Source organism: Limnoglobus sp. (assembly GCF_059499385.1).
The window spans coordinates 122,269-148,835 of the sequence record NZ_JCABYM010000111.1 but is presented as its reverse complement, the minus strand read 5'-3'; the positions used below and the strand labels follow the sequence as shown (position 1 = coordinate 148,835).

The window sequence follows — 26,567 nt, the reverse complement described above, 5'->3', positions numbered from 1 at the left end:
GACCGCACACGAACCTCCGGCACGACGACGCAACGTCGTACCCGCGTGGGCGGGGGCGCTGACCCGTGGGCGTCGGGTACGAGAAGGCTAGTTCCACGGGTTGTGCGTGCAAGTGCGCGGGAAGGAATCCCGACGCCCGCGACGGGGAAACCCCGACGTTTTTCAACCCTCGCAACAGGGGTGAACGACGGCGCGAGAAAATCCGGAGACATTCATTAAAGTGAAATTTTGAACACTTTCAGACAATCACACGAGGTAATACCCGCCGAATTGGGAAATCGCCTTCCTCAACGCCTCGTCTTGCGATTCGCTAAGATTCAAGGCTCCGTACACCTCGGACGGGAAACAAGGTGCGCGTTTCATATCGTCCGCGCGGCGGGCGTCGAGGTCGGCGACCGTCGCGATCACGGCCGCCGGGATGCCGGCGACGACCGCTCCGGGCGGCACGTCCTTCGTGACGACCGCCCCGGCCGCGACGACCGCCCCCGCCCCGACCGTGACGCCGGGCAAGAGAACGGCCTCCGCCCCGACGAACGCCCCGGCCCCGACGGTAACTGGCGCGACCCACGTGCCGCCGGTGCGGCGGACGGACGACGCGTCATGGCAAAGGATGCGGACGCCGGGGGCGATCGTCGCGCCGTCCTCGATGGTGATGTGCCGGCCGTGCGTCCAGTCGAACCGCAGGGCGTCGCCGATGTGAACGTTCGCCCCGACGCGGATGCCGGGCGGCAGCACCTGCCGCCCGCGGAGCTTGCCGTACCAACGCAACAACTTGTTCACCGGCGACACCTCGGGGCTAACCTTGTTCTATACCCCGACCCGCGTAACCGTGACGGCAGCTGACGCGAGCGGTGTTTGGCGACCGGGTCGGGGTGAAAAAAGAGAGGCCGGGCGTGCCCGAGGGCAGACCCGGCCGTTCGCGGATGTTCGGCACGTTTCGGCGTGTGCAGTCGGGCTGACAGGAACGGCATATCGGTCTCTTAGTTTGGGGACTCGCGTTTGCAGCCCGCCACCAAGAGTCGAGTCACGCGGCTCACTTCTTCGCCTCCGGCAGCGGGATGCCGTCCAGGGTCAAGACCTTCCTCCGGTCCGTGATCACCACCTTCTCCCCGGTCGGGTCGAACGCGACGGAGTCCAGCCAGTTGCTGACCTCGACGGTGAGCAACTCATTCCCGGCCTGCGTGTCCAGAACCACCGCCCGGTTCGAGTTACCGGTGATGAGCCGTTTGGTGTCGGGGCCGAACGCGACGGTATCGAACGCTCTCGCATCGACCGGGAACGCTCGCACCTGTTCCCGGTTCGACACGTTCCAGACCCGACATTCTCCAGGTAGACCGTCCTCGGCGATGAACACGACCAGGTACTCCGTCCCGTCGGCACTCAACGTTCCGCGGTGTGAGTAGTACTTGATGGGTTCCGTCTTGAACGTCGTCTTGTGCCGACCAGTCTCGGCATCGTAAATGGCGATTCCAGAAAGGGTCAGTGAATTCTCGCCCATGAGTTCCAGCCAGACCTTCGTCCCGTCCGGGCTGAACCCGGCGTTGGCGAACCCGTCGAAGGCCCCCGCTCCAACTCCCGGTGTTCTCCGGTGTTCAAGTTCCAGAGGTCGCACCCGCGACCGCGACCCCTCACCAGGAGTCGTCCGCCATCGGCATTGAACTCCGGTCGATAGGCGGCGGCCGCGTCGATCTGGAACTTGCGGACCAACTCGCCCGTGTCAGCGTTGAACAGCCCGACGGTGTTCGTGTGCTGCTCCGGATCGTCGGTCTTGAGGAGGACACACGCGATGCTGCGGCCGTCCGGGGAGAAAACGTGATGGAACCCGGCCAGTTGGTACGGGAGCCGCTTGCCGGTCGGGTGTCCCAGACCGCCGTGCGCTCGAAGGTGGTGGTCAGTACGCGGTCGCCCGTTCGGTTGACCATCGCCCGCAGCACGCGGGCTCGCTCCTCAATGGCCGGCGGCCGGGCGGGCTCCTGAGTGTCCCAGATCCGAACCGTGCGGTCGTCGCCGGCCGTGACGATCTGCTTGCCGTCGGGGCTGAACCCACGCCCCACACCCTCCCTTCGTGCCCCAGGAGAACCCGGAGGAGGCTCCCGGTTTCCGGATCCCAGACTCGGGCCGCTTTGTCACTCCCGGCCGTCACGACGCGGGTGCCGTCCGGGCTGAACGCGTAGACGACGACTCCCGGTCCGTGCCCCACGAGGGTGACCGGGGTGTCACCGATCACCGGCCGACTGCTCTCCGAGCGGACCTTCCACACGCTCACCGAGCCGCCAATGGAGGACGTGAGCAGACGTGTCCCGTTCGGGTTGAGGAGGATCGCACGGGTCGCTTCCGCGAAGGGGTTTCGCGCTCACCTCGGCCTGAATCTCGGCGTCGAAGATTTTCACGGCGTACGTGTAGGGGACTCGCTCGCTGTCGGGATCGACTTTCTCGGCCTTCCAGAGTGATACGAACACCCAGCGGCCGGTAGGATCGAAGCAGACCTGAGAGAAATCCACGCCGTTATGGGTCTGCGACCAGACCTGCTCCCCGGTTTCCGCGTTCCAGACGGCGAGTTCCCCGACCGACTGCTCGTCGATCTTGATCCTCCACGTGCTGGTCGCGGTCACGATCCGTTTGCCGTCGGGGCTGAACGCCCCCCACGGGAACCGGCCCTTGCCGACGGGGATGTGTCGTACCGGCGTGCGGGTCTCCCGATCCCAAATCGTGATGCGATCGTTCAGAACGACGAGCACGCGGCGGCTATCGGGGCTGAAATTGGCTCTCTGCAACCCCGGCACGTCGTCGCACAAGGTGAACGACTTGTGTGTTGCGGCGTCCCAGATCTGGACGCACCCGGACGTGGACCACCGGAATCCGGACCCGCTCGGGTCGGGGGTCTTGACGTCGGTCGCGCCGGCCGTGGCAATCCAGCGGCCGTCCGGGCTGTATGAAGCGTGTTCCATCCGCTCGTGCGACCCGGTGAGCTTGACCCGTTCGCCGGGCCGGCACAGGCGGTTCAGTTAGTGCCACTCCCAGCCGCGGAGTTCCGGCCGGGTTTTGTCGAGCAGGGCGCGTGTCGTGCTGAACCGGTTCTCCTTCCAGGCCGTAGTCGCCTGCCGCATCCACACCGAGTAGTCCAGCCGGAGGATCTCCTGCTGTTTGGCGGCGAGGGCGGTGTTCGCCGAGTCCCGCTGGTCGGCCGCCTCCTTTCCGGCAATCAGGGCGGCGTCCCGGTCGTGTGCCGCCACCCGCTCGGCGAAAGTCGCCCGCACCGCCAGCAGCGATGCCACCGCCGCGCCGACGGCCATCAACAGGGCGAACGCGCACCCCACGCACTCCGCCGCCCTGTTCTTGCGGTACGCCTTCGCCAGCCGGTACCCCACGCTCGGCGGAACGGCCTGCACCGGTTCGCCGGACAGGTACCGCTGCACGTCGGCGGCGAACCCGTTCGCCGTCTCGTACCGGCGGGTGCGGTCTTTCTCCAGCGCCTTCATCACGATCCAGTCCAGTTCCCCGCGGACGAGCTTGGACAGTTTCGACGGCTCGGTCCGCCGTAGGTCGGCGACCAGCGGCAGCTCGTGTGACGTGGACAGCCGGTTGCTCGGCCGGGGCGGCTCCTTCTCCTTGATGATCCGCAGCATCTCCGCGAACCCGTGGGACTGGAGTTCCTGCCGGGTGAACGGCACCGTGCCGGTCAGCAACTGGTAGAGGATCACCCCCAGTGCGTACACGTCCGACCGGGTGTCGATGTCCAGGTTGTTCAGTTCCGCCTGCTCGGGGCTCATGTACTCGAGGGTGCCGATGACCGACCCGACCTCGGTGTACACCGACGCCTCGCTCAGCCGCTGGCCGGTCGCCTTTGCGACGCCGAAGTCGATGACCTTCGGCACCGGCCGGCCGGCCGTCGTACCGCCCGACCAGGATGTTGCTCGGCTTCAGGTCGCGGTGGATTACCCCCTTCAGGTGGGCGTGCTGGACGGCGTGGCAGACGGGCACGAACAGTTCCAGCCGTTCGCGGGGGGTCAGCTTCGCCTTGTCGCAATACTCTGTGATCGGCATGCCCTTGATCAATTCCATCACTCGGAGCCGGAATCGTCCCAGGGAATTTACTCCACCCGGCCGAGGGCGTTGCGGAGCCAAGCCCGGGCGTAGTCCCACTGGCGGTAGGCTGCTGAGCGGGACAGGCGTAGAACGCTTCCGGCCTCGCCGACCGACAGCCCGGCGAACACGTGCAACCGGACCAGTTCGGCGGCGTCCGCGTCTTCGGCGGCCAAGGCGTCGAGGGCGCTATCCGTACCGATCAACTCGTCGTCCGAGAAGCGGCAGGCCAGCGAGTCGAGTTCGACGGGCACCCGCTGCGAGTCGCCGCCGCGCTTCAAGGCCAACCGTGCCCGCGCGCGATCGACCAGGATGCGGCGCATGGCCTCGGCGGCGGCGAAGAAGAAGTGCCCGCGGTGGTCGAACCGCTGATCCCGTATGAGGCGGAGGTAGGCTTCGTGGACGAGGGCCGTGGAGTCGAGCGTCTGGCCGGGCTTCTCCCGCGCCATCCGCGCGGCGGCGAGCTTCCGCAACTCCTCGTAGACGAGCGGCAGTAGGTCCGCGGCGGCCTGACCGTCGCCGCGGTTTGCTGCTTCAAGGAGTCGCGTCACGTCGGTCACCATCGGCGAGTCTACACGCAAAGAGTCGGGCGGGCAAACAGGCGTCGTCCGACATGCCGACGTGTACTCCCGCCGGAGACGGGAGCGTATCCCCGAGACCGGCTGGTTGTCGAAAGACGAGACGCGGTCCGTAGTGACGCGCCGGGCGGTTCTGGCCGAGGAGCCGTACTTCATCCGGGCTGCCCCTGATAATCGCAACGTACATGTAGTCCAACGGGCGTGCTAAGCGGCCTCCGCCGGGACGTGCGGCGGCCGTGCGTCGCGAACCGAAAGTAATTCACCACGAGCGGGCGTCCTCGGTATCCAAAACACACTTGGCGAGGAGTAGTTACGGTGTCTGGTCTTCGGACGGACGGGAGGCCGGGTTACCGTGAACGGAGTCGAGAGCGTCCGGTCGCGGATGGTCGGGTTTCAGCAAAAGCGAAGCGGAAAGGGAAGTTGCTGCAACACAAAATGTGGAGGCGAAGGATTTACTAGCCACAGCTGCTTGCAGGAAATGGGGTTTACAGTCGGGCTGACAGGATTCGAACCTGCGACCTCTTGGTCCCGAACAAAGAGTGCGGAGCGTAGAAAAGTCGGAAAACCCCAGGAAACACGCCACTTCAGACCTTCCACAGATTACACACAGTGCACCAATCCGCCCAGGTCAGATGGTTTTTGGTGCACGAAGTGGTGCATGACCCGACCCACAAGGCCGCCGGCCTCGCCGCCCCACTCGGAAAGACCTGCGGGTACTCCCCCTCTCAGCTCGGGCGGAAGGCGTTCGCGTACACGAAGTTTCCGACCTCACGGCCCAGCTCCTGGCCCCGGAAGTCGTCGAAGTCGAAGTGCACGCCGAGGTAGATGCGGCTCCGCCCGTTCTCCGCGATGGCGTCCGAGAACCGCTGGTAGAACCGGGCGTGCCCGGGGATCTCGTCCGAGGTCAGCGTGAAGAAGCACTCGTCGGTCCCGTAGAACCGGATGAGCGTCTGGAACGCCGCCGCCCCGAACGTGGCGTGGCCGGACACGTACGCCGGGAACGGCGGCGAGCAGTGCGGCTTGACCGCGTACGGCGGCGGCTTGCCGTAGGGCGTCCAGCCCGGCTCCGCGTCGGTGTCGTCGTTCCCGTCGTCTTCCACCTCCCGGACGGCGTGGATCGGCCGCCACAGCTCGTGCTCGTACTTGGCCTCCCAGCAGACGATGCCGGCGTCGGCCAGCGCGACGTTCACCAGGGCGAACAGCCGGGCGTTCTCGGCGACCGTGTTCCCCATGAGCTTCGCGACGGTCCGGACGTTCTGGTTGTAGAGCCGGACCGGGGTGCCGAGCCCCGAGTCGTAGGACCAGAACACCCCCGACCGGGTCTGGTCCGGCGTCCGCGCGGGCTTGTCCCGGCGGCCGGTGATCACCTCCGGCTCGGAGTTCAGCTCGCCGAGCCGGCGGACCTCGTTGACCGCTTCGGCGTAGGCGGGCGTCTCGAGTGCCGGCGGGGCGGGCGGGCGGATGCGGTCCCGCTCGGAGTCGGTCACCACGAACCGGTCGACCCCGCCCCAGTGCGGGTCGAGGGCCCGCTGCATCGGGTCGAGCGGGTCCGGCCGCCAGTTCCCGGCCCCCGGGGTCGGGGTGTAGACGGCGGACGACACCGAGCCGTCGTCCTCCCGGGCGTCGAGGATGCGGCGGGCGGCGGCCCGGCCGTAGACGACCGACGGGGCGGTGGCCGGGGCCTGGTCGGTGTAGATGTCGAACAGGTTGTCGAGCCGTGCCTCCTGGAGCCCGAACAGATCGACCAGCGCGAAGTGGGCCGCGGACGCGACCGCGAGCCGCGTGTCCGCCCCGGACGGGGCGGCGGCGGGCGGAACGCTGGTGGACCCGTCCATGACCGGGAAGGGTTGGTAGCCGCCTTCGATCCCGACGAACGCGTCGCTCATCGCGATGTGGACGATGGCCAGCGCCCGGGAGACGCGGGTCGGCCCGCTCTGGTCCGAGCCGGTGCCATTGTTGAACGGCTGGAGGGAGTCGATCAGGGCGGCGTCGAGGGCGACCCGGTTCCAGTCGAGGATCGGGTCGGACGGGGCCGCCGGGTCTACGCCGGGCGGTTGTAGCATGGGCGATTGGAAGGGCGTCCCCCAGACCCGGAAGTCGGGCGAAGTGGCGTCGGACATCGGGGTAGCTCCGGGTACTCGGGGGGCGGGTCCGTGAGGCACGATCATACCCTGTCAGATCAACACGGTCGTCCGGAAAGACGAAAAACCGGTGCCGACTACCCGGGATCCCTTGAGAGGCGGTGGTGCTCGGACCACGATAGCGCCGCTAGGCGCGGTGCGCGGCCCCCACAGCCTCGGGCTCGGGCGAAGCAATCTGGTCCGATTGCGTTGACCAGGGTCTTATTGGCGTGTCGCCCGCACCTGTACCGGTTCGCACCGAGCCACCGTGGTTCAACGCGGCGCTGTCGACCGGAAGCGGAACCCGTCCGGCGTCCACTCACCTCACCCTAGTATTTAAGGGCTTGGAGGCGCGATCCCCCTCACGAGCGACTCGAACCGGCGTGCACAGCCTGGTGCGCTCCCCCCGCCCGTCCGTTCCGGCCAGGCAGCAAGTTTTCCCGCGGGCCGGCGGGTGAATCCGCGGCCCGCCCTTCGCTTCGACGAGCCCCGTTCCGTCGGTTCAAATGGGGACGGCAAACCGAGGCGGTCGCCCTTTGGCCGTGGGTCGGGCGCGTGTGTATGACTTACGTCATGGGGTCCCCCCGCCCCGCGGCCATTTCCGCCCGCCTCCTTCCCGAGGTCGGTCACGTGTGGCAACGTGCGGCCGCACGCCCGTGCGGGGCGGTCGGACGTCCCCATTCCCGGCGACCGACCGCGCGGGCTTACCGGACGAGGAGCGATGACCGACCAGCCGACCAACCACAGCCGCCCGGCCGCCGCCGGGTTCCCCGCCTCGCTCACCGTCGGCCTCCTGGCGGTGGTCCTCTTCTTCGTCGCCGGCGGGGTCGTGGCCTACCTCAACACGGCGACCCTCATGGGCAACGTGCTGCTCACGACCCGGACGCACGACGTGCTCACGGCGCTCGACGACGTGCTCGCGCTCGTCCGGGACGCCGAGACCGGGCAGCGGGGGTACGTCATCACCGGGGACCCGAAATACCTCGACCCCTACACCGCGGCCCTGTCCCGGATCGACGCCCGGCTCGAGGAGCTCGGGCGGCTCACCGCCGACAACCCCGACCACCAGGCCCGGCTCCCGGCGCTGCGGGAGAAGGTCGCGGTCCGCCGCGAGCAGCTCGCCGCGGTCGTCGCCGCCCGAAGGGACCAGGGGTTCGAGCCGGCCCGGGCCATCGTCGCGACCGACCGCGGGAAGGCGGCGATGGACGCCATCCGCGCCGAGGTCGAGGCGATGGAGGGGACGGAGCGGTCGGTCCGCGCGAATCGACTCGCCGAGACGCGGTCGGCCTACCGGGTCGCGGTGGGGAGCGGCCTGCTGACGGGCCTGCTCGGGGTCGCCCTGTCAGGGCTGGTCGGGTACCTCGTGCGGAGGAATATGCTGGCCCAGGCGCGGCAGGAGTGGCTCCAGTCCGGGAAGGTGGGCCTCTCGGGGGCGGTCGCCGGCGACCGGCGGGTGGAGGAGGTCGGGGACGGGGCCCTCAAGTTTCTGGCCGAGTACCTCGACGCCCAGGCCGGGGCGTTCTACGCGCAAGACGGGGGGGGATACCGGCGGGTGTCGACCTACGGGGTGCCCGCCGACGGCGGCGCCCCGGAGCGGTTCGTTGCCGGCGACGGGCTCCTCGGCCAGGCGGTCAAGGACAAACGCACGTTCGTCGTCCGCGACGTGCCGGACGGCTACCTCACAGTGGGATCGGCCCTCGGCCGTGGGAACCCCCGGCACCTGGTCGTCGCGCCGGTCACGGCCGACGGGGCGGTGACCGGCGTCCTGGAACTCGGGTTAGTGCACCCGGTCGGAGAACTTACGAACGAACTCCTCGACCAGTCGGCCGAGTTCGTCGGGGTCGCCCTCCGCTCGGCCACCTACCGGGCGAACCTCCAGAACCTCCTCGAAGAGACGCAGCGGCAGGCCGAGGAGCTCCAGGCGCAGCAGGAGGAGCTCCGGGTGTCGAACGAGGAGCTCGAGGAGCAGGGCCGCGCGCTCCGGGAGTCGCAGGCCCGGCTCGAACAGCAGCAGGCCGAACTTGAGCAGACGAACGCGCACCTTGAGGAGCAGACCCAGCTTCTCGAGGCCGAGCGGGACGCGGTGACCCGCGCCAAGACGGCGCTCCAGATCCAGGCCGACGAACTCGGGCGGGCGAGCCGGTACAAGTCGGACTTCCTGGCCAACATGTCCCACGAGCTCCGGACCCCGCTCAACTCGTCGCTCATCCTCGCGAAGCTCCTCGCCGACAACCCGGGCGGGAACCTGACCGACGAGCAGGTCCGGTACGCCGAGACCATTCAGTCGGCCGGGAACGACCTCCTGAACCTCATCAACGACATCCTGGACCTCTCCAAGATCGAGGCCGGGCACATGGAGGTCCGCCCCGAGCCGGTGCGGCTCGCCCAGCTCGTGGACGACCTCGCCCGCGTCTTCGAGCCGGTCGCCGGGCAGAAGTCGCTCGCCTTCACGGCCCGGCTCCTCCCGGGCTGCCCGGACGCAATCGAGACCGACCGGCAGCGGGCCGAACAGGTCCTCAAGAACCTCCTCTCGAACGCCATGAAGTTCACCGAGGCCGGCGAGGTCGAGCTCGCGGTCGGCCCGGCCCCCGGGGGCGGCGTCGCGTTCGCGGTCCGGGACACCGGCATCGGGATCGCCCCGGGCCAGCAGGAGATGGTGTTCGAGGCGTTCCGGCAGGCGGACGGGACGACCAACAGGAAGTACGGGGGCACCGGCCTCGGGCTCTCCATCTCCCGGGAGCTCGCGCGGCTCCTGGGCGGGACGATCGCCCTCGTGAGCGCGCCGGGCAGCGGGAGCACCTTCACGGTCACCCTCCCCGCGGCCTACGACCCGGCCAAGGTGCGGCCGCGGGCCGAGGCGGGTACGACGGGCGGCTCCGTTTCCTCGCCACCTACCCCCGCCCGGTCCGCGTCCCGGCGGGCGGACCCCGCGCCCCCCGCCCCCCGGCAGCGGCGGGTCCCGGACGACCGGGAGACGCTCACCGGCGACCGGCGGGCGATCCTCGTGGTCGAGGACGACGAGCCGTTCGCCCGAGTCGTGTACGACCTCGTGAAGGAGCTCGGGTTCCAGTGCCTGGTGGCCACGACCGCCGAGGAGGCGCTCGCGGTGGCCGCCCAGCACCGGCCGAGCGCCGTCGTGCTCGACGTCGGGCTCCCCGACCACTCGGGGCTCTCGGTCCTCGACCGGCTGAAGCACGACGCTCGCACCCGCCACATCCCGGTCCACGTCGTCTCGGGGCACGACTACTCGGAGACCGCGTACGCGCTCGGGGCGGTCGGGTACATGATTAAACCGGTGAAGCGCGAGCAACTCGTGTCCGCCCTTCAGCGGCTCGAGACCCGGCTCGAGCAGCGGCTCCGGCGGGTGCTCGTCGTGGAGGACGACCCGGTCCAGCGGGAGAGCGTGAAAAAACTCCTCGCGGCCGGCGACGTCGAGACGGTCGGGGCGGCGACCGCGGCCGAGTGCCTGGAGCGGCTGAAAGCCGGGACGTTCGACTGCATGGTGCTCGACCTCTCGCTCCCGGACGCCTCGGGGTACTCGCTGCTCGAGACGCTCAGCCGGGAGGACGCGTACTCGTTCCCGCCGGTCATCGTCTACACCGGCAAGGAGCTCTCGGCCGACGAGGAGCAGCGGCTCCGGAAGTACTCGAAGTCGATCATCATCAAGGGGGCGAAGTCCCCGGAGCGGCTGCTGGACGAGGTGACCCTCTTCCTCCACCAGGTGGTGTCGGAGCTCTCGCCCGACCGGCAGAAGATGCTGGAGCGGGCCCGGAGCCGGGACGCGGCGCTCGAGGGCCGGCGGATCCTCGTCGCCGAGGACGACGTGCGGAACGTGTTCGCGCTGACCAGCATCCTCGAGCCCCGCGGGGCCCGGGTCGAGATCGCCCGGAACGGCAAGGAGGCCCTGGCCGCCCTCGAGCGGTCCCTGGCCGACCCGGCCGCTAAAATCGACCTCGTGCTCATGGACATCATGATGCCCGAGATGGACGGGCTCACCGCCATCCGCGAGATCCGAACACGGGACGCGTGGAAAAAGCTCCCGGTCATCGCGCTCACGGCCAAGGCGATGCGGGACGACCAGGGGCAGTGCCTCGCGGCCGGGGCGAACGACTACATGGCAAAGCCCCTGGACGTGGAGAAGCTGCTCTCCCTCGTCCGCGTGTGGATGCCGAGGTAGGGGGAGGGCGAAGTGCGGGGGAAGACCGACGACATCGAGATGAGGCTCCTCCTCGACGCCATCCTCGGGGCGTACCACTACGACTTCCGCGGGTACTCGGTGGCGTCCCTGAAGCGGCGGCTCGGGCAGGCGAAGGACCGGTTCGACTGCCGGAGCTTCTCCCAGCTCCAGGACCGGGTGCTCCACGAGCCCGCGGTGTTCCGGGAGCTGCTCGCCTACCTCACCGTCCAGGTGAGCGAACTGTTCCGGGACCCGGCCTACTTTCTCGCCCTCCGGGAAAAGGTGGTGCCGCACCTCAAGACCTACCCGTCGCTCAAGGTGTGGGTCGCCGGCTGCAGCGCGGGCGAGGAGCTCTACTCCCTCGCCATCCTGTTCCGGGAGGAGGGGCTCGAGGACCGGACGCTCTTCTACGGGACCGACATCAACACCGAGGCGCTCAAGAAGGCGGAGGCCGGGGTGTACGAGGCCGACCGGGTGCCGCTCTTCACCGAGAACCACCGGAAGGCGGGCGGGAAGTCGTCGCTGTCGGACTACTACACCGCGGCCTACGGGGCGGCGGTCTTCGACAAGACGCTCCGGCGGCGGGCCGTGTTCTCCGACCACAGCCTCGTGACCGACCAGGTGTTCGCCGAGGTGCAGCTCGTGTCGTGCCGGAACGTGCTCATCTACTTCGACCGGGAGCTCCAGGACCGGGCGGTCGGGCTGTTCAAAGATGCGCTGGTCCGCAAGGGGTTTCTCGGCCTCGGGGCCAAGGAGAGCCTCCGGTTCTCGGCGCACGCCGCGGCCTTCTCCGAGTTCGCCCGGGACGAGCGGATTTACCAGAAGCGGGGGGAGGTATGACGGCCGCGCCCGCACCCACAGAGTCCGGCGCCCCGCCCCGCGGGCCGGTCGTCATCGGGGCCTCGGCCGGGGCGGTCGACGCCCTGTCCGAGATCCTCCCGGCCCTCGGCGGCGACTTCCCGCTCCCGGTCATGGTCGTCGTCCACCTCCCGCCCGACCGCAAGAGCGGGATGGCGGACCTGTTCCGGGGCCGGTGCCGGGTCGCCGTGAAGGAGGCCGAGGACAAGGAGCCGGCCGCCGCCGGCACGGTGTACTTCGCGCCCCCCGACTACCACCTCCTGGTCGAGCCGGACGGGCGGCTGTCGCTGTCGAGCGAGGAGCCGGTCCTCTACTCCCGCCCGTCCATCGACGTGCTGTTCGAGTCGGCGGCCGACGCCCACGGCGAGGCCCTCGTCGCGGTGGTCCTCACCGGGGCGAGCGCGGACGGGGCGAAGGGGCTCCGGGCCGTCTGCGCGGCCGGCGGGACGGCCCTCGTCCAGGACCCCCGCACCGCGCACTCCGGCACCATGCCGGGGGCGGCACTCGCCGCCTGCCCGGCCGCCGAGGTGCTGTCACTCGGGGCGATCGCGGCGCGGCTCGTCCGGCACGGGGGGACCAGATGAGCGACGCGCCGGCGGTCAAGTTCCTGCTCGTCGACGACCGGGAGGGGAACCTCACGGCGCTCGACGCCCTGCTCCGCCGGGACGGGCTCGTCCTCCTCCGGGCCGGCTCCGGGCCGGAGGCCCTGGAACTGCTGCTCGCGCACGAGGTGGCGCTCGCCCTCGTCGACGTGCAGATGCCGGGGATGGACGGGTTCGAGCTGGCCGAGCTCATGCGGGGGACCGAGCGGACCCGGCGGGTGCCGATCATTTTCCTCACGGCCGCCGAGCCCGACCGCCAGCGGCGGTTCCGGGGCTACGAGGCCGGGGCGGTCGACTTCCTGACGAAGCCCATCGAGCCGCACGTCCTCCGGAGCAAGGCCGACGTGTTCTTCGAGCTGTGGCGGGAGCGGCAGGCGGTGGCCCGCCAGCGGGACGAGCTCGAGGCCGCGACCGCCGAGAACGCCCGGCTCCTCGCGGAGACCCGCCGCACGGCGGAGGCGCTCCGGGAGGCGGACCGGCGGAAGGACGAGTTCCTCGCCACCCTCGCCCACGAGCTCCGGAACCCGCTCGCGCCGATCGCCAACGGCCTTCAGGTCTTGCGGCTCGCGGCGTCCCCGGACGCCGTGGCGAAGGCCCGGGACATGATGGGGCGGCAGCTCGGGCACCTGGTACGGCTGGTCGACGACCTGCTCGACATCTCGCGGGTGACGAGCGGGAAGGTCCGCCTCAGGCTCGAGCCGGTCGACCTCCGCGCGGCGGTCGAGGCGGCGGTCGAGACGAGCCGGCCGCTGGTCGAGGCCGGCCGCCACGAGCTCGCGGTCGTGCTCCCGGACGGCCCGCTGCCCCTGCACGCCGACCCGACGCGGGTGGCCCAGGTGGTGGCGAACCTGCTCACCAACGCCGCCAAGTACACCCCGGACGACGGCCGCATCGCCGTGGCCGCGGCCCGCGAAGGGGGCTGGGCGGTCGTGCGGGTCACCGACTCCGGGATCGGCATCCCGGCCGACATGCTGCCTAAGGTCTTTGACCTCTTCACCCAGGTCGGCAAGCACCTCGAGCGATCCCAGGGGGGGCTCGGGATCGGGCTGGCGCTCGTGAAGCGTCTGGTCGAGATGCACGGGGGCACGGTCGCGGCCGAAAGCGACGGCCAGGGGCTCGGGAGCACGTTCACCGTCCGGCTCCCGCTCGCCGCCGACCCGGCCGGGGCGGTGGCACCGGCCGCCGGGGGCGGGGGCACCGCCCCGCCCGCCGGGCGCAAAGAGCCCCGGCGGGTGCTCGTGGTCGACGACAACGAGGACGCGGCCGACAGCCTCGCCCTGCTCCTCGAGATGACCGGCCACCGGACGGCGGTCGCGCACACCGGGCCGCAGGCGGTCGAGGTGGCCAAGGCGTTCCGCCCGGAGGTGATCTTCCTCGACATCGGCCTGCCCGGGATGAACGGGTACGAGGTGGCGAGCGCGTTGCGCCGGGACGAGTGCTGCTCGGGCGCGGTGTTCGTCGCCCTCACCGGCTGGGGGACGGAGGACGACCGGCGGCGGTCCAGGGAGGCCGGGTTCGACCACCACCTGACGAAGCCCGTGGAGCACGCGCACCTCGAGGGCCTGCTCGACACGATCGCGGCCTCCCGCCCGTGACCCGTCACGCCACGCTGTTGACCGGGTACTGAAGGCCCGTGGGGCTTTCGGTGAGTTCCGCGTACTTCTTGAGGAGCGCCTGGAGGAACGCGTTCTTGAGCTCCAAGGGGTACGCCCGGGCCGTCGGCGTCCCCCACCGCCCGCGCTTGGGGATGGTGTGGCAGTCGAGCTCGTCTTTCGCCTCGTAGAACCGCTGCCTGAGGAGCTCGTGCACCTGGCGGTCCAGAGACGTCGTCCGGTCGTAGTTCCCGAGGAGCACGCCAGCGAGGTTGAGCTTCGGGTTGTACTGCTTTCGCACCTTCTCGATGGTGCGGGTCAGGGTCTCCAAACCCTTTAAGTCATACCCCGACGGGAAGCACGGGACGATATACCAGTCGGCCGCAATCAAGGCCGAGGTCATGAGGAAGTCGAGGTTCGGCGGGGTGTCGATCAAGACCACGTCGAACTGGCCACGGAGGGAGTCGACGGACTTTCGGAGCCGCATCCGGTGCTCGCGGCGGAGGTCCTCGCCGTCCAGGTCACTGTTGTCATCGCTCGCCATCAGTTGGAGCACCTCACTCTCGAGCCGGGCCGAGACCGACGAGAGTGCCCGGTGTCCCGGTATGACCGAGATGAGCCCGTCGAAGCGGTTCTCCGGGGTGATGGCGATGCGGGCGGCGGGCACCTTGTTGAGGTAGGCGTCGGCCAGCGTGAACTTCCCCGCCCTTAGCGTCTCGTCCGGATCGACGCCGAGGTTGTCGGTCGAGTTGCACTGGGGGTCCGTGTCCACCACGCACACCGAGTAGCCCATGGCCGCGAACGCCGCGGCGGTCGAGATGGTGCTGCTCGTTTTCCCGCACCCGCCCTTCTGATTCGCAAAGACGATGACCTGAGTTTCCCGAAATCGCATACGCAAACAGTCGCCCACAAAAACCAGCCGTTCGCGGGCCAGTATTCCGGAGTACCGGAGTTCCGGGCAAGACACAAAATGCACCGGGGCATATTCTCCTTCTGAGCTCCGGTACTCCGGGAGACCGGATAGTGACGCATGACGCACGGCTGTCTCCCGGTATTCCGGAATGCCGGACCACTCGTGCATATCGGAATGTGCCTGGTGTCCCGGTACTCCGGACACACGGAGCACAGACCGCCCGCTTCTCCGGAATTCCGGAACACTCGTTGCCGGCCCCGTTTTGGAGCCTTCCAGTACCGGGATTTCGGGCACACCTTCTTTCGACCAGGATTGTTTGCGGACACCAGGACGACCTGCAGGGGCTCCAGACGTCGATTCACGTTGCGGAATCCCCTGTTGGGGCTTCCGTGGTCCGGGTTTCGAGTCACTCAAAAGTGGCGAGGAGTGTGTGCTGTGCCGACGAATCTCACGAAGGCGAGTAAGGAACTCTTCAGGCGCAAACGTATTCCACTCTCGGGTACAGCTCATTCACCGTACCCATCCCGACCAGGCTGTCCGCCAGCGAATGTACCTTCTCGGAATGACCCTCTCCGCCTGCCGGCAGATCGAATCGGCGAAAGACGTCTTGTTCGCGTTGTTCGCCGAGGCCGAAAGTTGGGGGGATTGGAACCACGGGCAGAAAGCGAATCTACTACTCAGGCTATCGGCCTTCGTGTTCACCGTCCGTGACACGTCCCCCGATGCGTCAGTTCCCGAGGAGTGGCCCGCCATCCTGACCCTGTGGCTAAGCGGGATGGGCTCTTCGGACATGGTGCGGGAGGAGTCTGTGGCCTCACTCACCCGCAGCCCGAGTGAACTCAGCCTCCTCATCGAGGATCTCTGCGGCTACCGCCTCCCCTGGGGTCTGAACAGCATTCTCGTGCATTTGAAGTCGCTTGAAAGCGAGATGGGAAAGACGCTCCCTCCGGTCTGCTCGTTCTTCTCTGGGATGGTGAAGTACGGTCTGAGCGATCCCGTCGCGGTGTGCCTCCTCCCTTATCTGGACCAGGAGCGGACCCTGGCGTTAACGCTCGCTCCCATCTGCCCTCACGGCTTCGAGCGCCCCGACGAGGTCGCACGCTGGATCCTCAGTGTCACCCCCGAGTGGCTTGCCGAAGCGGGACTTGAGCCGGGTGTGGTAACCCAAGTCCTCAACGCCCGGAGTTGGCACAGGAGTGCCGAACGATCAGAGCGCAGCCGACGAAATGCACACCTAAAGATCTTGGCCGCCGCGGAGGTGCCGGACACGTTGGAAGCGGGCCACAAAGTACTTGTAGTCGCCGATGCCACATTGCCGGGGACATTCGACGTGCGGACGCTCCAGGGAGCAGTCGTTTCTCGCTTCACTCATCAAACGGCGGAGACGCCTTGGTGGGCCGACCCACACATCGTCGACGCCGAGGTGACGTGGGCGCATGACGATGGTTCCGAGAATCGGATTCTGGCGTTGAATATGGTCGAGAGCTGATCCGCCGGTGCCACTCCGCTCCCGCGAAGCACCGTCACATTCTAGGTGGGCGGCCGGTTCCGGTTTTGAGCGAGAGGTAATGCATCTCGATGAACAGGTGCTGGAGGGCGTCTTCGGCCTTTACCACAATCTGATAAAGGGGGTCGGTCGGTGGGAACTCTAGGTGTTCGAGCCGTCGCTTGAGCCGCCCGAGAAAACACGCGGTCGGCCGGATCGCCGCCCCGATTTTCGCCGCTTGCTCGGTCGTGATCTCGTCTCTCGTCACCGTCCCTCGACTGATTTTCGATATCGAAGGAGACTCTAAATCCGCCGGAAGTTGGCTGTCAACGGTCGAGATGCGATGTCGGAACGCCGCCTACGCTCAATCATCCCTTCCGACGCTTCGGGGCTTTCCGCTTCGCCGCCTGCGCCGGTGAGCCCTCCTCTCCACGGGAAGCCCTAACCATCACCTTCTCGCCGACACCGGGGACGCCGTTCCGCACCAGCCGCTCCCTCCTCCGGGTCACGCGACACGTCCTGGCACTGGCGAGCGTGGGTGCCTCGGGCGAGTCTCTTGAAAGCACAAGCCGCCGGACAGCCGCCCAAGTGTGTATTGTTACGCCGAGGAGACCTACGATGAACACAGAGCCGAACACCCACCCGATCCCGCCCGACGACCCGAGTCGCGCCCTCAAGGTCGCCGACCCGGAGGCCGACACCACGCTCCCGCACGTCGGGCTCGTCGGAAACACCTACACGATCCTGCTGTCCGGCAAGGACACCGGCGGCCGGTACTCGCTCATCGACATGCACGTCCCGCCGGGCGGCGGCCCGCCCCCGCACCGGCACGACTTCGAGGAGTCGTTCACCGTGCTCGAGGGCGAGGTGGAGTTCACGTTCCGCGGCGAGACGACAGCCGCCCCGGCCGGGGCCACCGTGCACGTTCCGGCCAACGCCCCGCACGCCTTCCGGAACGCGTCCGGCCGGCCGGCACGGCTGCTTTGTTTGTGCTCGCCGCCCGGGCAGGAGGAGTTCTTCCTCGAGGTCGGCGACCGGGTCGACGGCCGGACGGTCCCGCCGCCCGAACTCGACCATGCGGAGAAGGCGGCCCGGGTGGCGAAGGCCAAGGCGCTCGCCCCACGGTACCGGACCGAGCTACTCGGCCCCTGAACGACTCGGCACCGGGCGGCGGGCGGCGCACTCCTCGATGAGGGTGGCGACGAGCGCCGTCCACCCGGTCTGGTGGCTCGCGCCGAGCCCCCGGCCGGTGTCCCCGTCGAAGTACTCGTGGAAGAGGACGTGGTCCTTCCAATGCGGGCAGTGTTTGAACTTCTCGAACGTCCCGTGGCACGGCCGCGGGCGGCCGTCGACCGGCAGGAACAGCGCCCCGAGCCGGCGGCCGAGCTCGTCGGCCACCTGGTCGAGGGTCTTCTTGGTGCCGCTCCCGGTCGGGCACTCGACGGTGAAGTCGTCGCCGTAGAAGAGGTGGTACTTCCGGAGGGCTTCTATCAGCAAAAAGTTGAGCGGCATCCACACCGGCCCCCGCCAGTTCGAGTTCCCGCCGAACTCGGCCGTGTCCATGTCGCCCGGGACGTACCGGACGGTGAACGTGTGGCCGTCGGGCCGGAACACGTACGGGTCCTTCTCGTACACCTTCGACAAGGACCGCACGCCGAAGGGCGACAGGAACTCCTTCTCGTCCAAGAGGTAGGCGAGCACCCGCTGTAACCTTTCCCGGGTCGGGAGCGCCAGCAGCATCTGCCGGTGTCCGGGCTCGCCTTTCCGCTCGAGGGCCGTCACGTGCTTGAGCGCGTCCTTGCGGTTGTCTCGGAACCAGAGCATCCGCTTTTCGAACTCGGGCAGGTTCGGGTGGAGGAGCTGTTCTTCCAGGATGTGGTTCGCGAGGAGCGGCACGAGGCCCATCATCCCGCGGAGTTTCAGCGGCACGGAGCGTCCGTCGAGCTTCAAGCGGTCGTAGTAGAACCCGTCCTCCTCGTCCCAGAGGCCCGCCCCGCCGATGTTGTTCAGGGCGTCTGCGATCTGCACGAAGTGCTCGAAGAACTTGCTCGCCACGTCCTCGTACGCCTTCTTGTGGAGGGCGAGCTCCAAGGCGATCTCGAGCATCTGGGTCGAGTAAAATCCCATCCACGCGGTGCCGTCTGCCTGCTCCAGAGCGTCGCCGACGGGGAGCGCCTTACTTCGGTCGAAGACGCCCAGGTTGTCCATGCCGAGGAACCCGCCCCCGAACACGCCCCGGCCTTCCGCGTCTTTGCGGTTCACCCACCAGGTGAAGTTCATGAGCAGCTTGTGGAACGCCCGCTCGAGGAAATCGAGATCCTTCTTCCCGCCCGCTACATACACCTGCCAGCACGCCCAGGCATGGACCGGCGGGTTCACGTTTGACAGGTCGTACTCGAACGCCGGGAGCTGGCCGTTCGGGTGCAGGTACCACTCGCGCAGGAAAAGCAGAAGCTGATCCTTCGCAAAGTGCGGGTCGATCCGCGCCATCGGCACCATGTGAAAGGCCGTGTCCCAGGCGAAGAAGGCCGGGTACTCCCACTTGTCCGGGACCGACAGGACGTCCCGGCTGAACAGGTGCCGCCAATCACGGTTAATGCGGGTGTCCCTCACAGCGGGCGGGTTCGGGTGTTCCTTGTCCCCGTCCACCCAGTCCGGAACCACGTAGTGGTAGAACTGTTCACTCCACAAAAGCCCCGCATACGCCTGGCGGGCGACGGCCCGCTCGGTCTCGGCGAGGTTACCGGGAATCTTCTCGCGGTAGAACTCGTCCGCCTCCCGCACGCGGTGTGCGAACACGCGGTCGAAATCCTCGAACGCAGCGGCCTTCGCCTCGCCGTCCGCCGTCAGCCGCAGCCGGAGCGTCACCTCCCTTCCCGCAGGGACCTCGAACGTGTAGACCGCAGCCGCCTTCGTGCCGGAGTCGGTTCGGACGGCGCTTTCCTTCCCGTCCACCACGTAGCGATGGAAGGCGTCCTTGAACGGTCCGGCCGCGGCGAGCCCGACGGCGCGGGCGGCCTTGGCGAGAAGCCCTTCGCCGACGACGGCCGGGTTCGTCTCGTTCTCGGTGAACACCCAGGCCGACGGCCCCGTGTCGGCCGAAAGGTGAAAGCGCCCGAGCGTCTCGTGCTCGGCTATCACCCCGCCGCCTGCACGCGTGAGCTTCGGCTTCGCCCACTTCCCCTCCTCGTACGCCGACCCCCAGCCCCAGGTGTTCCGGAACCAGAGGGTCGGGAGGATATGGAGGGTGTCGCTATCGGGGCCGCGGTTTGCGACGGTGAACCTGATCAGCAAATCGTCGGGCGACGCCTTCGCGTACTCGACCATGACATCCCAGTAGCGATCGTCGTCGAACGCCCCGGTGTCGGTGAGCTCGTATTCGGGCTTTTCCCGTCCGCGGCGTTTGTTCTCAGCGCGGAGGTCCGCGTACGGGAACTCACGCTGCGGGTACTTGTAGAGGGCCTTCAGGTAAGAGTGCGTCGGGACAGCGTCGAGGTAGAAGTACACCTCCTTCACGTCCTCCGAGTGGTTTCCCTCGGGGTTCGTGAGGCCGAAAAGGCGTTCTTTTAAATGCGGGTCTCTCCCGTTCCAGAGGGTCGGGGCAAAGCACAGCCGGCCTTCCCGGTCGGTGACGCCGAGGAGCCCGTCCTCCCCCCACCGGTACGCCCGCGCGAGCGAGTGCTCGTACGGGAAGGACCGCCAGTTGTCCCCGCCCTCCGAGTAGTCTTCGCGGACGGTCCCCCACTGCCGCTCGGGCAGGTAGGGCCCCCACCGCTTCCAGTTCTTCTCGCGCCGCTCGTCCTCGGCGAGGCGCACGTCCTCGGCTGTCGGCTCCGGCATGGGGGCCTCCTCCCGGTCGTCTGTCACGTGACGGTTAGCCCCTTAGCCCGCCGCTCGCCGCCAGCCGCTCGCCGGTCACCCAGCGGGCGTCGTCGGTCGCGAGGAACACGGCCGCGTCGGCGATCTCTTCCGCCGTCCCCATCCGCCCGAGGGGCGTCATCTGGAGCGTCTGCTTCTTCTCGGCCGAGCCCATGCCGCGGTTCATGTCAGTGTCGGTCGCCCCGGGACTAATTGCGTTCACCCGGATGCCCCGCGGCCCGAGCTCGGTCGCGAGCACCTGGGTGAACATGTCGATGGCCCCCTTGGTGGACGTGTAGACGCTCGTCCCGGGGATCGCCATGCGGGTGATGTTGCTCGACACGTTGATGACGCAGCCGCCGTCGGGCAGGAGCTTTAGCCCCTCGACGATGCACAGGAGCAGCCCCCGCACGTTGGTCGCGTAGTGCCGGTCGATGTGCTCGGCCGTCACCTTCTCCACGGGCAGGTGCTCCATGATGCCGGCGTTATTCACGAGGACGTCGAGCCGCCCGTACGCCTTCTTGACCGCGGAAAACAGCCCCGGGATCTCGTCCGGGTTACTGACGTCGGCCTTGACCGCGAGTGCGTCCCCGCCCGCCTCTTTAATCGCCGCCACCACCTCGCTCGCCGGCCCCTCGCTTTTCGAGTAGTTGACGACCACCTTCGCGCCCTCGGCGGCGAGCCGCCGGGCGATGGCCGCCCCGATGCCCCGCGACGCCCCGGTCACGAGCGCCACCTTATCCGTTAACTTTGCCATGAGTTCCTCCTCTCGCCGGGCACAGCCGGCGTTCCGGTTGGCCGGTGATTAAACCCGCGATCGACAGGGTCTCACAGAAGGCCGGTCAGGGTCCGGCCGACGCCGCGTGCGCCGTCGGTCATTGGTAGTCGCCGCGTGTTCGGTGGGACCATCGGCCCGCGTGCGGCCGGTGCGAGATGCGGGAAGCTACCGCCAGCCCGGACGGTCTGGGAGCCCGTCATTTATTGCACATCCAGCGCCAGCGTCCTTCCACCCACCTGCCCGAGGCGGGCGAGGTAGGCCGTCGGTTCGAGCAGTTGATACGGGAAGTAGAGCCCGGCCGGGGTCGGCGGGCGGCCGTCGAGTCCGACGAGCCGCTCGAGCAGCATGGCGACCCCGAGCCCCGTGAGCGGCTTGTGCCCCCCGGGGTGGACGACCGCGTGGCGGGTGCGGAGCGGCCGGCCCGCGTGATCCTGGCCCGCGAGTTCGATGAGGATTTCGGTGGACGGCGGCCCGCCGTTGCGGCGGCTCGAACTCACCCCGGTCGCGAGGTGGAACCGGACGTTCGGCGCGCCGGTCGCGGCCCCGAGCCCGACGACATCGAAGGGCGAGAAGGCGGAGGCCTCCATCTCGGTGCCGTCGACGGCGCGGAGCTTCCTCGTCTCCTTGTGCCAGACGTAGCTTCCGCCCCGGAGAATTAGCGCCTGGGGCATCGTTTTCTCCAGCCGCTCGAAGTCCTCGGTGGTGGCGGGGCCGCCCGCGTCCTTTTCGTCCACCACCGCGCCGAGCGTGACGTCGTCGAGACGCCCGAAGGCCTTTGCGAACTTGAGGGTCGGCACGGTCGTGGCACCCACGAGCCACTCGGCCCCGAGGACGACCGCCGCGGCATTCGGCCGGTCCGCGAAGGCCGCGACCTCGGGGCCGATCTCGACGATGCCGCCCGAGATGCCGAGGTGCGGCACCATTCGGCTGAGAGCGAAGCGGAGCGCAGTTACCCGGTCGTCTTTCGGGAAAACGGCGACGGCACTGACCTGTCTATCGCCGAGACCGAGGTCGGCGGCCGCCATGTCGAGCGCCACGCCCTCCGCACCGCCGACTTCTGCGGCGACCTTCTCGGCTTTCGCCCGGTCGCGGCCGCCGATGAGGAGCTTTAGGTTGGGGTGGGTCGAGCGGAGGTAGTCGGCCGTCCACCGGCCGACGCCCCCGGACCCGCCCACAAGTAGAATTGGATCCCGTGACATTGCGAAGCCTCCCTGTCTCAGTGCGAGTCGAACATGGCGTTCACCGTCGCGAACGCCTGGTCGAAACTCTCGGTCTTGACCGCGTTCCGGAGCGGCTCGCACTGCTTGACCACCACTTCCGTCGCGTCCGGCCGCGTCGTCAAAATCTCCATCACCCCGGCGATGAACTCCGCGAGCGGCACGGCCCGCGGGTCGCTCGCCTGCTCCGGGCCGCCGAGTTCCGTCTGGACATAGGGCGGCGGGAGTTCGATCACTTGCACCTTCGTCCCCTTGAGCTGGTGGCGGAGGGACAGGGTGTACGAGTGCAGGAATGCCTTCGTCGCGGAGTACGTGGGCGAGGCGGCGAGGGGGACGAACGCGAGCCCCGAGGAGACGGTGATGATTGTCGCCTTCCGCTGCTTCAAGAGGTGCGGCAGAAGTGCCGCGTTGAGGCGAATCGGCCCGAGCACGTTGGTCCCGACCATCGCCTCGGCGTCGGAGACGTCCTTCTGTTCGGCGAGCTTCTCCATCCGTGCGATCCCGGCGTTGTGGACCACCACGTTGAGCTTCGGGAAGTCGGCCACGACCTTCGCGGCGAATGCCTTCACGCCGTCCGGGTTCTCGACGTCGAGCGAAACCGACTTCATGCCCGGGTTGGCGGCGATCACCCCGTCCAGCACGTTCGTCCGGCGGCCAGAGATGACGACCTGGTTGCCCAGCTTGTGGAACGCCTCGGCGAGCCCGCGGCCGATGCCGGAGCCGCCGCCGGTGATGAGAATCGTGTTGCCCGTCATGTCCATGGAAAAAAGTTCCCCCTCATAAAGTGTCGGTAGCCATGCTACGCGCCACAGTCACCGATAGGAAGTAGGCACTCCGGAGTGCTATACTTACCTCAAGGAGAGTGACCCCCATGGCGAAAGTGAAGCACGTCCCGAGCCCCGCGGTGGACGCCCTGGTCCGCGAGGTCATCGCCCGGGTGGCGGACAAGTGGACGATGCTCGTTCTGGAAGCCCTGGACGAGCACGGCACCCTCCGGTTCACGCGGCTTGCTGAGCTCGTCTCCGGCGTGAGTCAGAAAATGCTCACCAAGACCCTCCGGCAGATGGAGGCGGACGGGCTCGTGACCCGCACCGTCCACCCCGTCATCCCGCCGCACGTCGATTACGCCCTCACCGCGCTAGGGCGGAGCCTAGGCGAGGCGTTCTGCGGGGTATGGGTGTGGGCCGAGAAGAACCACGCGAAGGTGGAGGCAGCCCGGAAGGCGTTTCGAAAACCGAGCGAGCGGCCGAAGTGACGGACGGGAGTCTTTTTTGGGGGTGCTTGGCGGCGAAGAGGCGTCAATCGGCCTTGCGAACGCAGCAGAGGCGGCGCATAATCCTTCAAGTTTTTTGAAGGATCTTGCATGGCCCGCTCGTCCCGCGATTCCGCCCGAACGCTCGCCGCGATCGCCCGTTCGCAGGGCGGGTACTTTACCACGAAGCAAGCCCTGGAGGCCGGTTACGGCTACCCGCACATCGAGTACCACGAGTCGACCGGGACCTTCGAGCGGGCCGACCGGGGCCTCTACCGGCTGGAGGGCGTCCCGCCGGGCGAGCACGACGACCTCGTCCGCCTCGCGCTCTGGAGCCGGAACCGGGCGGACGAACCCCAGGCGGTGGTTTCCCACGAGACGGCGCTCGTGCTCCACGAACTCTCGGAACTGCTACCCCATACGGTCCACCTCTCCGTGCCGCCGAAGTTCCGAAAAGCCGCACCGAGGGGCGTAGTTCTTCACAAGTCGCACCTTCCGGACGATCACGTTGAGGAGCGGGAGGGGTTTCGCGTCACCACGCCGCTACGGACGCTTCTCGATGTCGCCGCCGGGGACGTCAGCCAGGAGCAGCTCGACAAGGCCGTGGCGGACGCCCTCGCCCGCGGCCTCGTGCGGCGAAAAGCACTCGACGCGGCCCTCCGCGGGTTCAGCCACGCCGACCGTTTTACCCGCCGGGTCGGCCGGACGAAATCGATTCGGTAGCGGCAAAGGACGGCCATGGCGAAATCGTTCAAGTCAGCCGCCGCGTTCAAGACGTCGCTCGAGGCGCGGATGCGGACCCGCGCGACCGAGCGCGGCGTCCCTCTTCAAACGCTCCAGATCAAGTTCGTGATGGAGCGGCTCCTCGCCCGCCTCTTCCATGCGCCCGACGCCCCCTGGCTTTTAAAGGGCGGGTTCGCGTTGGACCTCCGCTACCGCCCGCAGGCGAGGACCACAAAGGACCTCGACCTGTCCGTTGCGCTTCTCGACGGGGTGGCGTCATCGGAACTGAGAGACCGCCTTCAGGCCGCGGCCGACGCCGACCTCGGGGACTTTCTCGCCTTCCGCATCGGCGAGCCGAAGGCCGAGCTCACCAACGCCCCGAACGGCGGCGGCCGCTTCCCGTGCGAGGCGGTGCTCCTCGGCAAGACCTACGCGAAGTTCCACCTCGACGTCGGAATCGGTGACGCGGTGGTGGGCGAGCCGGAGCGGCTCACGGGCGACGACACGCTCGAGTTCGCGGGCATCGGGCCCGCTGTCGCCCTCGCCATCCCGAAGGCCCAGCAGTTCGCGGAGAAGATCCACGCCTACACCTTCCCGTGGTCGGGGCGGCTCAACACGCGGACGAAAGACCTCGTGGACCTGGTGCTACTCATCGAACGCGGGGCACTCGACGCGGGCGACATTCGCGCCGCCCTACGGGCAACCTTCACAACACGCGGGACGCATCCCCTACCCGAGTCACTCTCCCCGCCGCCCGCGCACTGGAAGACGGACTTTCCCGGAATGGCAACGGAGGCGGGCCTCTCGACGGCGGACCCCCTCCCGGCGTTCTCGGTACTCGAGGCGTTCTGGACGACCCACTCGCTCGGAAAATGAGGAGTGTTGGAAGTGAATTCGGCCGCAAGGATTTCTCGGTAGTTGCCCATAAGTACCGAGGAATCGTTGCAGCCGATTCCCGAGATCCACGAGTTCGTTCGCAGAGAGGGCGGTCAATTCTCCCACAGTCTGGAGCTTTCCGCGTCGCGACAGCGCCCGAAGAACCCTGTTTGGAACATCGCCCTTTAGCTGTTCCAGAGGAGTGTCCGGTGACAGCGACCGATCGGCGTGGGGGGTGTCAAGAAGTATCTGTGCGCGCACTCTCGCGGTCGGATCGTCGATGCCATCGACAGTCACTTGCATTGTGACGACAGCACCCTGCAACGAGTCAGCAGCGGCATGAAGCGAACGCAATGCTTTTAATGCCACAACCCCGCCCGGGCCTAGCCGCGGCAGGGCGAGGGCAGCTTGGTCCAAGTCGCCCTTCGAAAGGTCGGTTTGAACGTTGAACGAACTGTTGCCGTGCTCTGCTTTGATGTCCATGATTCATGGTGCAGCTTGTTGAGTTCTTAATCAACCAGCGCCTTCAACTCGCAATCATCTGGCGATACATCGCTCACGTCGCCGTCAAAGAGGCCGCGGCTCACCTCGTTGCCGTGAACGACCCAGCCGTGGACGGCCCGCCTGCCGAAAAGTTCGAGGTAGGGCCCCGGGCTCACCCGCTCGATGAGGGTCCGCACGGCTTCGGGCTTTGCCGAGTGCTCGTGGCGATCGGCGGAGAGCCAGTTCGGGATCGTGCGGTCGAGAAACGTCTGCTCGCCTTTGACGCCGAGGAGCAGGAACTCCGAGGCGCACCGCCAGTAGTAACCGGTGCCCATCTGCGGCTTCACCCACACGAACACCCCCTTGTAGCGAAAGCCCCAGGCGTCGAGCACGCGCTTGGCGTCAAAGAGAAACGAACTCGTCGTCCAGAGGTGGAGGTGGCACACGTCGGCGGCGAGTTCCGCAACGGGCAGCTTCGCGATGTCCTCGGTCGCGAGGGTCGGGTAGTGGTGCGCCGCCCCCCGCGGGCTCCGCTCGTACTGCCACGGCGGGTCGGCGTAGACGCTGCAGAACTTGCACCCGCGTGCGGTGAGGGCGGAGAGGTCACGCACCAGGTGTCCGGCGGCGGAAGGGAGCGGCACGAAACTACTCTCCTTCTCGGGTCGGTAACTCCCCCGCCGGCAATCGCTTCGCATCCGGGCCATGGAGCCGCCGCCGCTCGCGGTCCATCCGGTCGGCGAACAGGAGCAGGGCGTCTTTGAGGAGCGGGTACACTTCCCGAATGGCGTCTGCCTGCTCCTCCTCGCGGAGTAGCGGCGCGAACACCTGGACGACCTTCTGGCTCGTGGCGAACGCGATCTCGTGGCTGACGGCCGGAACGCCCATCGGGAACCTCCTGATGTAAGAAAGGGGCGTCCGTGCCCCGGCGTTCAGGAAAAATCACCGCTTCGCGTAGTAGTACCCGACCCGCC

24 protein-coding genes and 2 pseudogenes are annotated in these 26,567 nt (G+C 68.0%); 9 read left to right on the top strand and 17 right to left on the bottom strand.

Annotated features, from left to right (window positions below; translation table 11 throughout):
* Positions 1-246 precede the first annotated feature (246 nt).
* From AC5JJ2_RS20440 to AC5JJ2_RS20400, 9 genes and pseudogenes are all read right to left on the bottom strand, one after another.
* Positions 247-780 (bottom strand): acyltransferase, encoded by a 534-nt coding sequence (locus AC5JJ2_RS20440; protein ID WP_495859879.1) that lies wholly within the window; start codon positions 778-780, stop codon positions 247-249.
* Positions 781-1,033: 253 nt separating this feature from the next.
* Positions 1,034-1,612, bottom strand: a complete 579-nt coding sequence (locus AC5JJ2_RS20435) for a WD40 repeat domain-containing protein (protein WP_495859878.1) — start codon at positions 1,610-1,612, stop codon at positions 1,034-1,036.
* A gap of 16 nt (positions 1,613-1,628) precedes the next feature.
* Complete coding sequence (locus AC5JJ2_RS20430; protein WP_495859877.1) at positions 1,629-2,054, bottom strand: hypothetical protein; 426 nt, start codon at positions 2,052-2,054, stop codon at positions 1,629-1,631.
* Positions 2,055-2,167: 113 nt separating this feature from the next.
* Positions 2,168-2,227: pseudogene (locus AC5JJ2_RS20425) on the bottom strand (hypothetical protein); the annotation flags it as partial.
* On the bottom strand, positions 2,217-2,795 hold the full coding sequence (locus AC5JJ2_RS20420; RefSeq protein ID WP_495859876.1) for a WD40 repeat domain-containing protein: 579 nt from the start codon (positions 2,793-2,795) through the stop codon (positions 2,217-2,219). The pseudogene AC5JJ2_RS20425 and the gene AC5JJ2_RS20420, both read right to left, overlap by 11 nt.
* 210 nt (positions 2,796-3,005) lie before the next feature.
* A complete protein-coding gene (locus tag AC5JJ2_RS20415) occupies positions 3,006-3,875 on the bottom strand; it encodes a protein kinase domain-containing protein (protein WP_495859875.1) in 870 nt (289 codons plus the stop codon).
* Positions 3,876-3,909: 34 nt separating this feature from the next.
* Positions 3,910-4,062, bottom strand: a pseudogene (locus AC5JJ2_RS20410) (serine/threonine-protein kinase); the annotation flags it as partial.
* A gap of 29 nt (positions 4,063-4,091) precedes the next feature.
* The gene (locus AC5JJ2_RS20405; protein WP_495859874.1) at positions 4,092-4,634 is read right to left on the bottom strand and encodes an ECF-type sigma factor; all 543 of its coding nucleotides are present in this window, start codon (positions 4,632-4,634) and stop codon (positions 4,092-4,094) included.
* Between the two features lie 752 nt (positions 4,635-5,386).
* Positions 5,387-6,781 (bottom strand): vanadium-dependent haloperoxidase, encoded by a 1,395-nt coding sequence (locus AC5JJ2_RS20400; protein WP_495859873.1) that lies wholly within the window; start codon positions 6,779-6,781, stop codon positions 5,387-5,389.
* A gap of 721 nt (positions 6,782-7,502) precedes the next feature.
* Here AC5JJ2_RS20400 and AC5JJ2_RS20395 point away from each other — a divergent pair.
* The 4 genes from AC5JJ2_RS20395 to AC5JJ2_RS20380 are packed head-to-tail and all read left to right on the top strand — an operon-like array spanning position 7,503 to position 14,013.
* Complete coding sequence (locus tag AC5JJ2_RS20395; protein WP_495859872.1) at positions 7,503-10,958, top strand: response regulator; 3,456 nt, start codon at positions 7,503-7,505, stop codon at positions 10,956-10,958.
* Between the two features lie 12 nt (positions 10,959-10,970).
* Positions 10,971-11,798 carry a CheR family methyltransferase gene (locus tag AC5JJ2_RS20390; RefSeq protein WP_495859871.1) on the top strand — a complete coding sequence of 276 codons (828 nt, stop codon included), beginning with the start codon at positions 10,971-10,973 and terminating at the stop codon, positions 11,796-11,798.
* Entirely contained in the window at positions 11,795-12,400 is a 606-nt protein-coding gene (locus tag AC5JJ2_RS20385; RefSeq protein ID WP_495859870.1) for a chemotaxis protein CheB, read from the top strand. The genes AC5JJ2_RS20390 and AC5JJ2_RS20385 overlap by 4 nt, the downstream gene beginning before the upstream one ends.
* Complete coding sequence (locus AC5JJ2_RS20380) at positions 12,397-14,013, top strand: response regulator (protein ID WP_495859869.1); 1,617 nt, start codon at positions 12,397-12,399, stop codon at positions 14,011-14,013. The genes AC5JJ2_RS20385 and AC5JJ2_RS20380 overlap by 4 nt, the downstream gene beginning before the upstream one ends.
* Positions 14,014-14,017: 4 nt before the next feature.
* Here AC5JJ2_RS20380 and AC5JJ2_RS20375 read toward each other — a convergent pair whose 3' ends face one another.
* Entirely contained in the window at positions 14,018-14,902 is an 885-nt protein-coding gene (locus AC5JJ2_RS20375; RefSeq protein WP_495859868.1) for a ParA family protein, read from the bottom strand.
* Positions 14,903-15,485: 583 nt separating this feature from the next.
* On the opposite strand from AC5JJ2_RS20375, the gene AC5JJ2_RS20370 reads away from it, so the two are divergent.
* Positions 15,486-16,412 carry a hypothetical protein gene (locus AC5JJ2_RS20370; RefSeq protein ID WP_495859867.1) on the top strand — a complete coding sequence of 309 codons (927 nt, stop codon included), beginning with the start codon at positions 15,486-15,488 and terminating at the stop codon, positions 16,410-16,412.
* A gap of 34 nt (positions 16,413-16,446) precedes the next feature.
* Here the strand turns inward: AC5JJ2_RS20370 and AC5JJ2_RS20365 are convergent, their stop codons facing one another.
* Positions 16,447-16,677, bottom strand: coding sequence for a hypothetical protein (locus AC5JJ2_RS20365; protein ID WP_495859866.1), 231 nt, complete (start codon positions 16,675-16,677; stop codon positions 16,447-16,449).
* Positions 16,678-17,027: 350 nt separating this feature from the next.
* Between AC5JJ2_RS20365 and AC5JJ2_RS20360 the strand changes: the two genes are divergently transcribed.
* Positions 17,028-17,561, top strand: coding sequence for a cupin domain-containing protein (locus tag AC5JJ2_RS20360; protein WP_495859865.1), 534 nt, complete (start codon positions 17,028-17,030; stop codon positions 17,559-17,561).
* Here the strand turns inward: AC5JJ2_RS20360 and AC5JJ2_RS20355 are convergent.
* The 4 genes from AC5JJ2_RS20355 to AC5JJ2_RS20340 form a co-directional block, all read right to left on the bottom strand.
* Complete coding sequence (locus AC5JJ2_RS20355) at positions 17,547-20,249, bottom strand: MGH1-like glycoside hydrolase domain-containing protein (protein WP_495859864.1); 2,703 nt, start codon at positions 20,247-20,249, stop codon at positions 17,547-17,549. The two genes, AC5JJ2_RS20360 and AC5JJ2_RS20355, sit on opposite strands and share 15 nt — an antisense overlap.
* Before the next feature lie 34 nt (positions 20,250-20,283).
* Positions 20,284-21,024, bottom strand: a complete 741-nt coding sequence (locus tag AC5JJ2_RS20350) for an SDR family NAD(P)-dependent oxidoreductase (RefSeq protein WP_495859863.1) — start codon at positions 21,022-21,024, stop codon at positions 20,284-20,286.
* A 221-nt stretch (positions 21,025-21,245) separates the two neighbouring features.
* Positions 21,246-22,244 carry an NAD(P)-dependent oxidoreductase gene (locus tag AC5JJ2_RS20345; RefSeq protein WP_495859862.1) on the bottom strand — a complete coding sequence of 333 codons (999 nt, stop codon included), beginning with the start codon at positions 22,242-22,244 and terminating at the stop codon, positions 21,246-21,248.
* A gap of 17 nt (positions 22,245-22,261) precedes the next feature.
* The gene (locus AC5JJ2_RS20340; protein WP_495859861.1) at positions 22,262-23,023 is read right to left on the bottom strand and encodes an SDR family oxidoreductase; all 762 of its coding nucleotides are present in this window, start codon (positions 23,021-23,023) and stop codon (positions 22,262-22,264) included.
* 110 nt (positions 23,024-23,133) lie between these two features.
* Between AC5JJ2_RS20340 and AC5JJ2_RS20335 the strand changes: the two genes are divergently transcribed.
* The 3 genes from AC5JJ2_RS20335 to AC5JJ2_RS20325 all read left to right on the top strand — a co-directional run bounded on the left by AC5JJ2_RS20335 (position 23,134) and on the right by AC5JJ2_RS20325 (position 25,113).
* Entirely contained in the window at positions 23,134-23,517 is a 384-nt protein-coding gene (locus tag AC5JJ2_RS20335; RefSeq protein WP_495859860.1) for a winged helix-turn-helix transcriptional regulator, read from the top strand.
* 108 nt (positions 23,518-23,625) lie between these two features.
* Positions 23,626-24,237, top strand: coding sequence for a type IV toxin-antitoxin system AbiEi family antitoxin domain-containing protein (locus AC5JJ2_RS20330; protein ID WP_495859859.1), 612 nt, complete (start codon positions 23,626-23,628; stop codon positions 24,235-24,237).
* Positions 24,238-24,252: 15 nt separating this feature from the next.
* Entirely contained in the window at positions 24,253-25,113 is an 861-nt protein-coding gene (locus tag AC5JJ2_RS20325; protein WP_495859858.1) for a nucleotidyl transferase AbiEii/AbiGii toxin family protein, read from the top strand.
* A 509-nt stretch (positions 25,114-25,622) separates the two neighbouring features.
* Here the strand turns inward: AC5JJ2_RS20325 and AC5JJ2_RS20320 are convergent.
* Positions 25,623-26,207, bottom strand: coding sequence for an MT-A70 family methyltransferase (locus AC5JJ2_RS20320; protein ID WP_495859857.1), 585 nt, complete (start codon positions 26,205-26,207; stop codon positions 25,623-25,625).
* 34 nt (positions 26,208-26,241) lie between these two features.
* Complete coding sequence (locus AC5JJ2_RS20315; protein WP_495859856.1) at positions 26,242-26,481, bottom strand: hypothetical protein; 240 nt, start codon at positions 26,479-26,481, stop codon at positions 26,242-26,244.
* Positions 26,482-26,567 lie beyond the last annotated feature (86 nt).

Coding starts and splice junctions, on each gene's coding strand:
- AC5JJ2_RS20400 (WP_495859873.1), bottom strand. CDS start 6,781: ATGTCCGACGCCACTTCGCCCGACTTCCGGGTCTGGGGGACGCCCTTC.
- AC5JJ2_RS20395 (WP_495859872.1), top strand. CDS start 7,503: ATGACCGACCAGCCGACCAACCACAGCCGCCCGGCCGCCGCCGGGTTC.
- AC5JJ2_RS20385 (WP_495859870.1), top strand. CDS start 11,795: ATGACGGCCGCGCCCGCACCCACAGAGTCCGGCGCCCCGCCCCGCGGG.
- AC5JJ2_RS20380 (WP_495859869.1), top strand. CDS start 12,397: ATGAGCGACGCGCCGGCGGTCAAGTTCCTGCTCGTCGACGACCGGGAG.
- AC5JJ2_RS20375 (WP_495859868.1), bottom strand. CDS start 14,902: ATGCGATTTCGGGAAACTCAGGTCATCGTCTTTGCGAATCAGAAGGGC.
- AC5JJ2_RS20370 (WP_495859867.1), top strand. CDS start 15,486: ATGACCCTCTCCGCCTGCCGGCAGATCGAATCGGCGAAAGACGTCTTG.
- AC5JJ2_RS20360 (WP_495859865.1), top strand. CDS start 17,028: ATGAACACAGAGCCGAACACCCACCCGATCCCGCCCGACGACCCGAGT.
- AC5JJ2_RS20355 (WP_495859864.1), bottom strand. CDS start 20,249: ATGCCGGAGCCGACAGCCGAGGACGTGCGCCTCGCCGAGGACGAGCGG.
- AC5JJ2_RS20350 (WP_495859863.1), bottom strand. CDS start 21,024: ATGGCAAAGTTAACGGATAAGGTGGCGCTCGTGACCGGGGCGTCGCGG.
- AC5JJ2_RS20345 (WP_495859862.1), bottom strand. CDS start 22,244: ATGTCACGGGATCCAATTCTACTTGTGGGCGGGTCCGGGGGCGTCGGC.
- AC5JJ2_RS20340 (WP_495859861.1), bottom strand. CDS start 23,023: ATGGACATGACGGGCAACACGATTCTCATCACCGGCGGCGGCTCCGGC.
- AC5JJ2_RS20335 (WP_495859860.1), top strand. CDS start 23,134: ATGGCGAAAGTGAAGCACGTCCCGAGCCCCGCGGTGGACGCCCTGGTC.
- AC5JJ2_RS20330 (WP_495859859.1), top strand. CDS start 23,626: ATGGCCCGCTCGTCCCGCGATTCCGCCCGAACGCTCGCCGCGATCGCC.
- AC5JJ2_RS20325 (WP_495859858.1), top strand. CDS start 24,253: ATGGCGAAATCGTTCAAGTCAGCCGCCGCGTTCAAGACGTCGCTCGAG.
- AC5JJ2_RS20315 (WP_495859856.1), bottom strand. CDS start 26,481: ATGGGCGTTCCGGCCGTCAGCCACGAGATCGCGTTCGCCACGAGCCAG.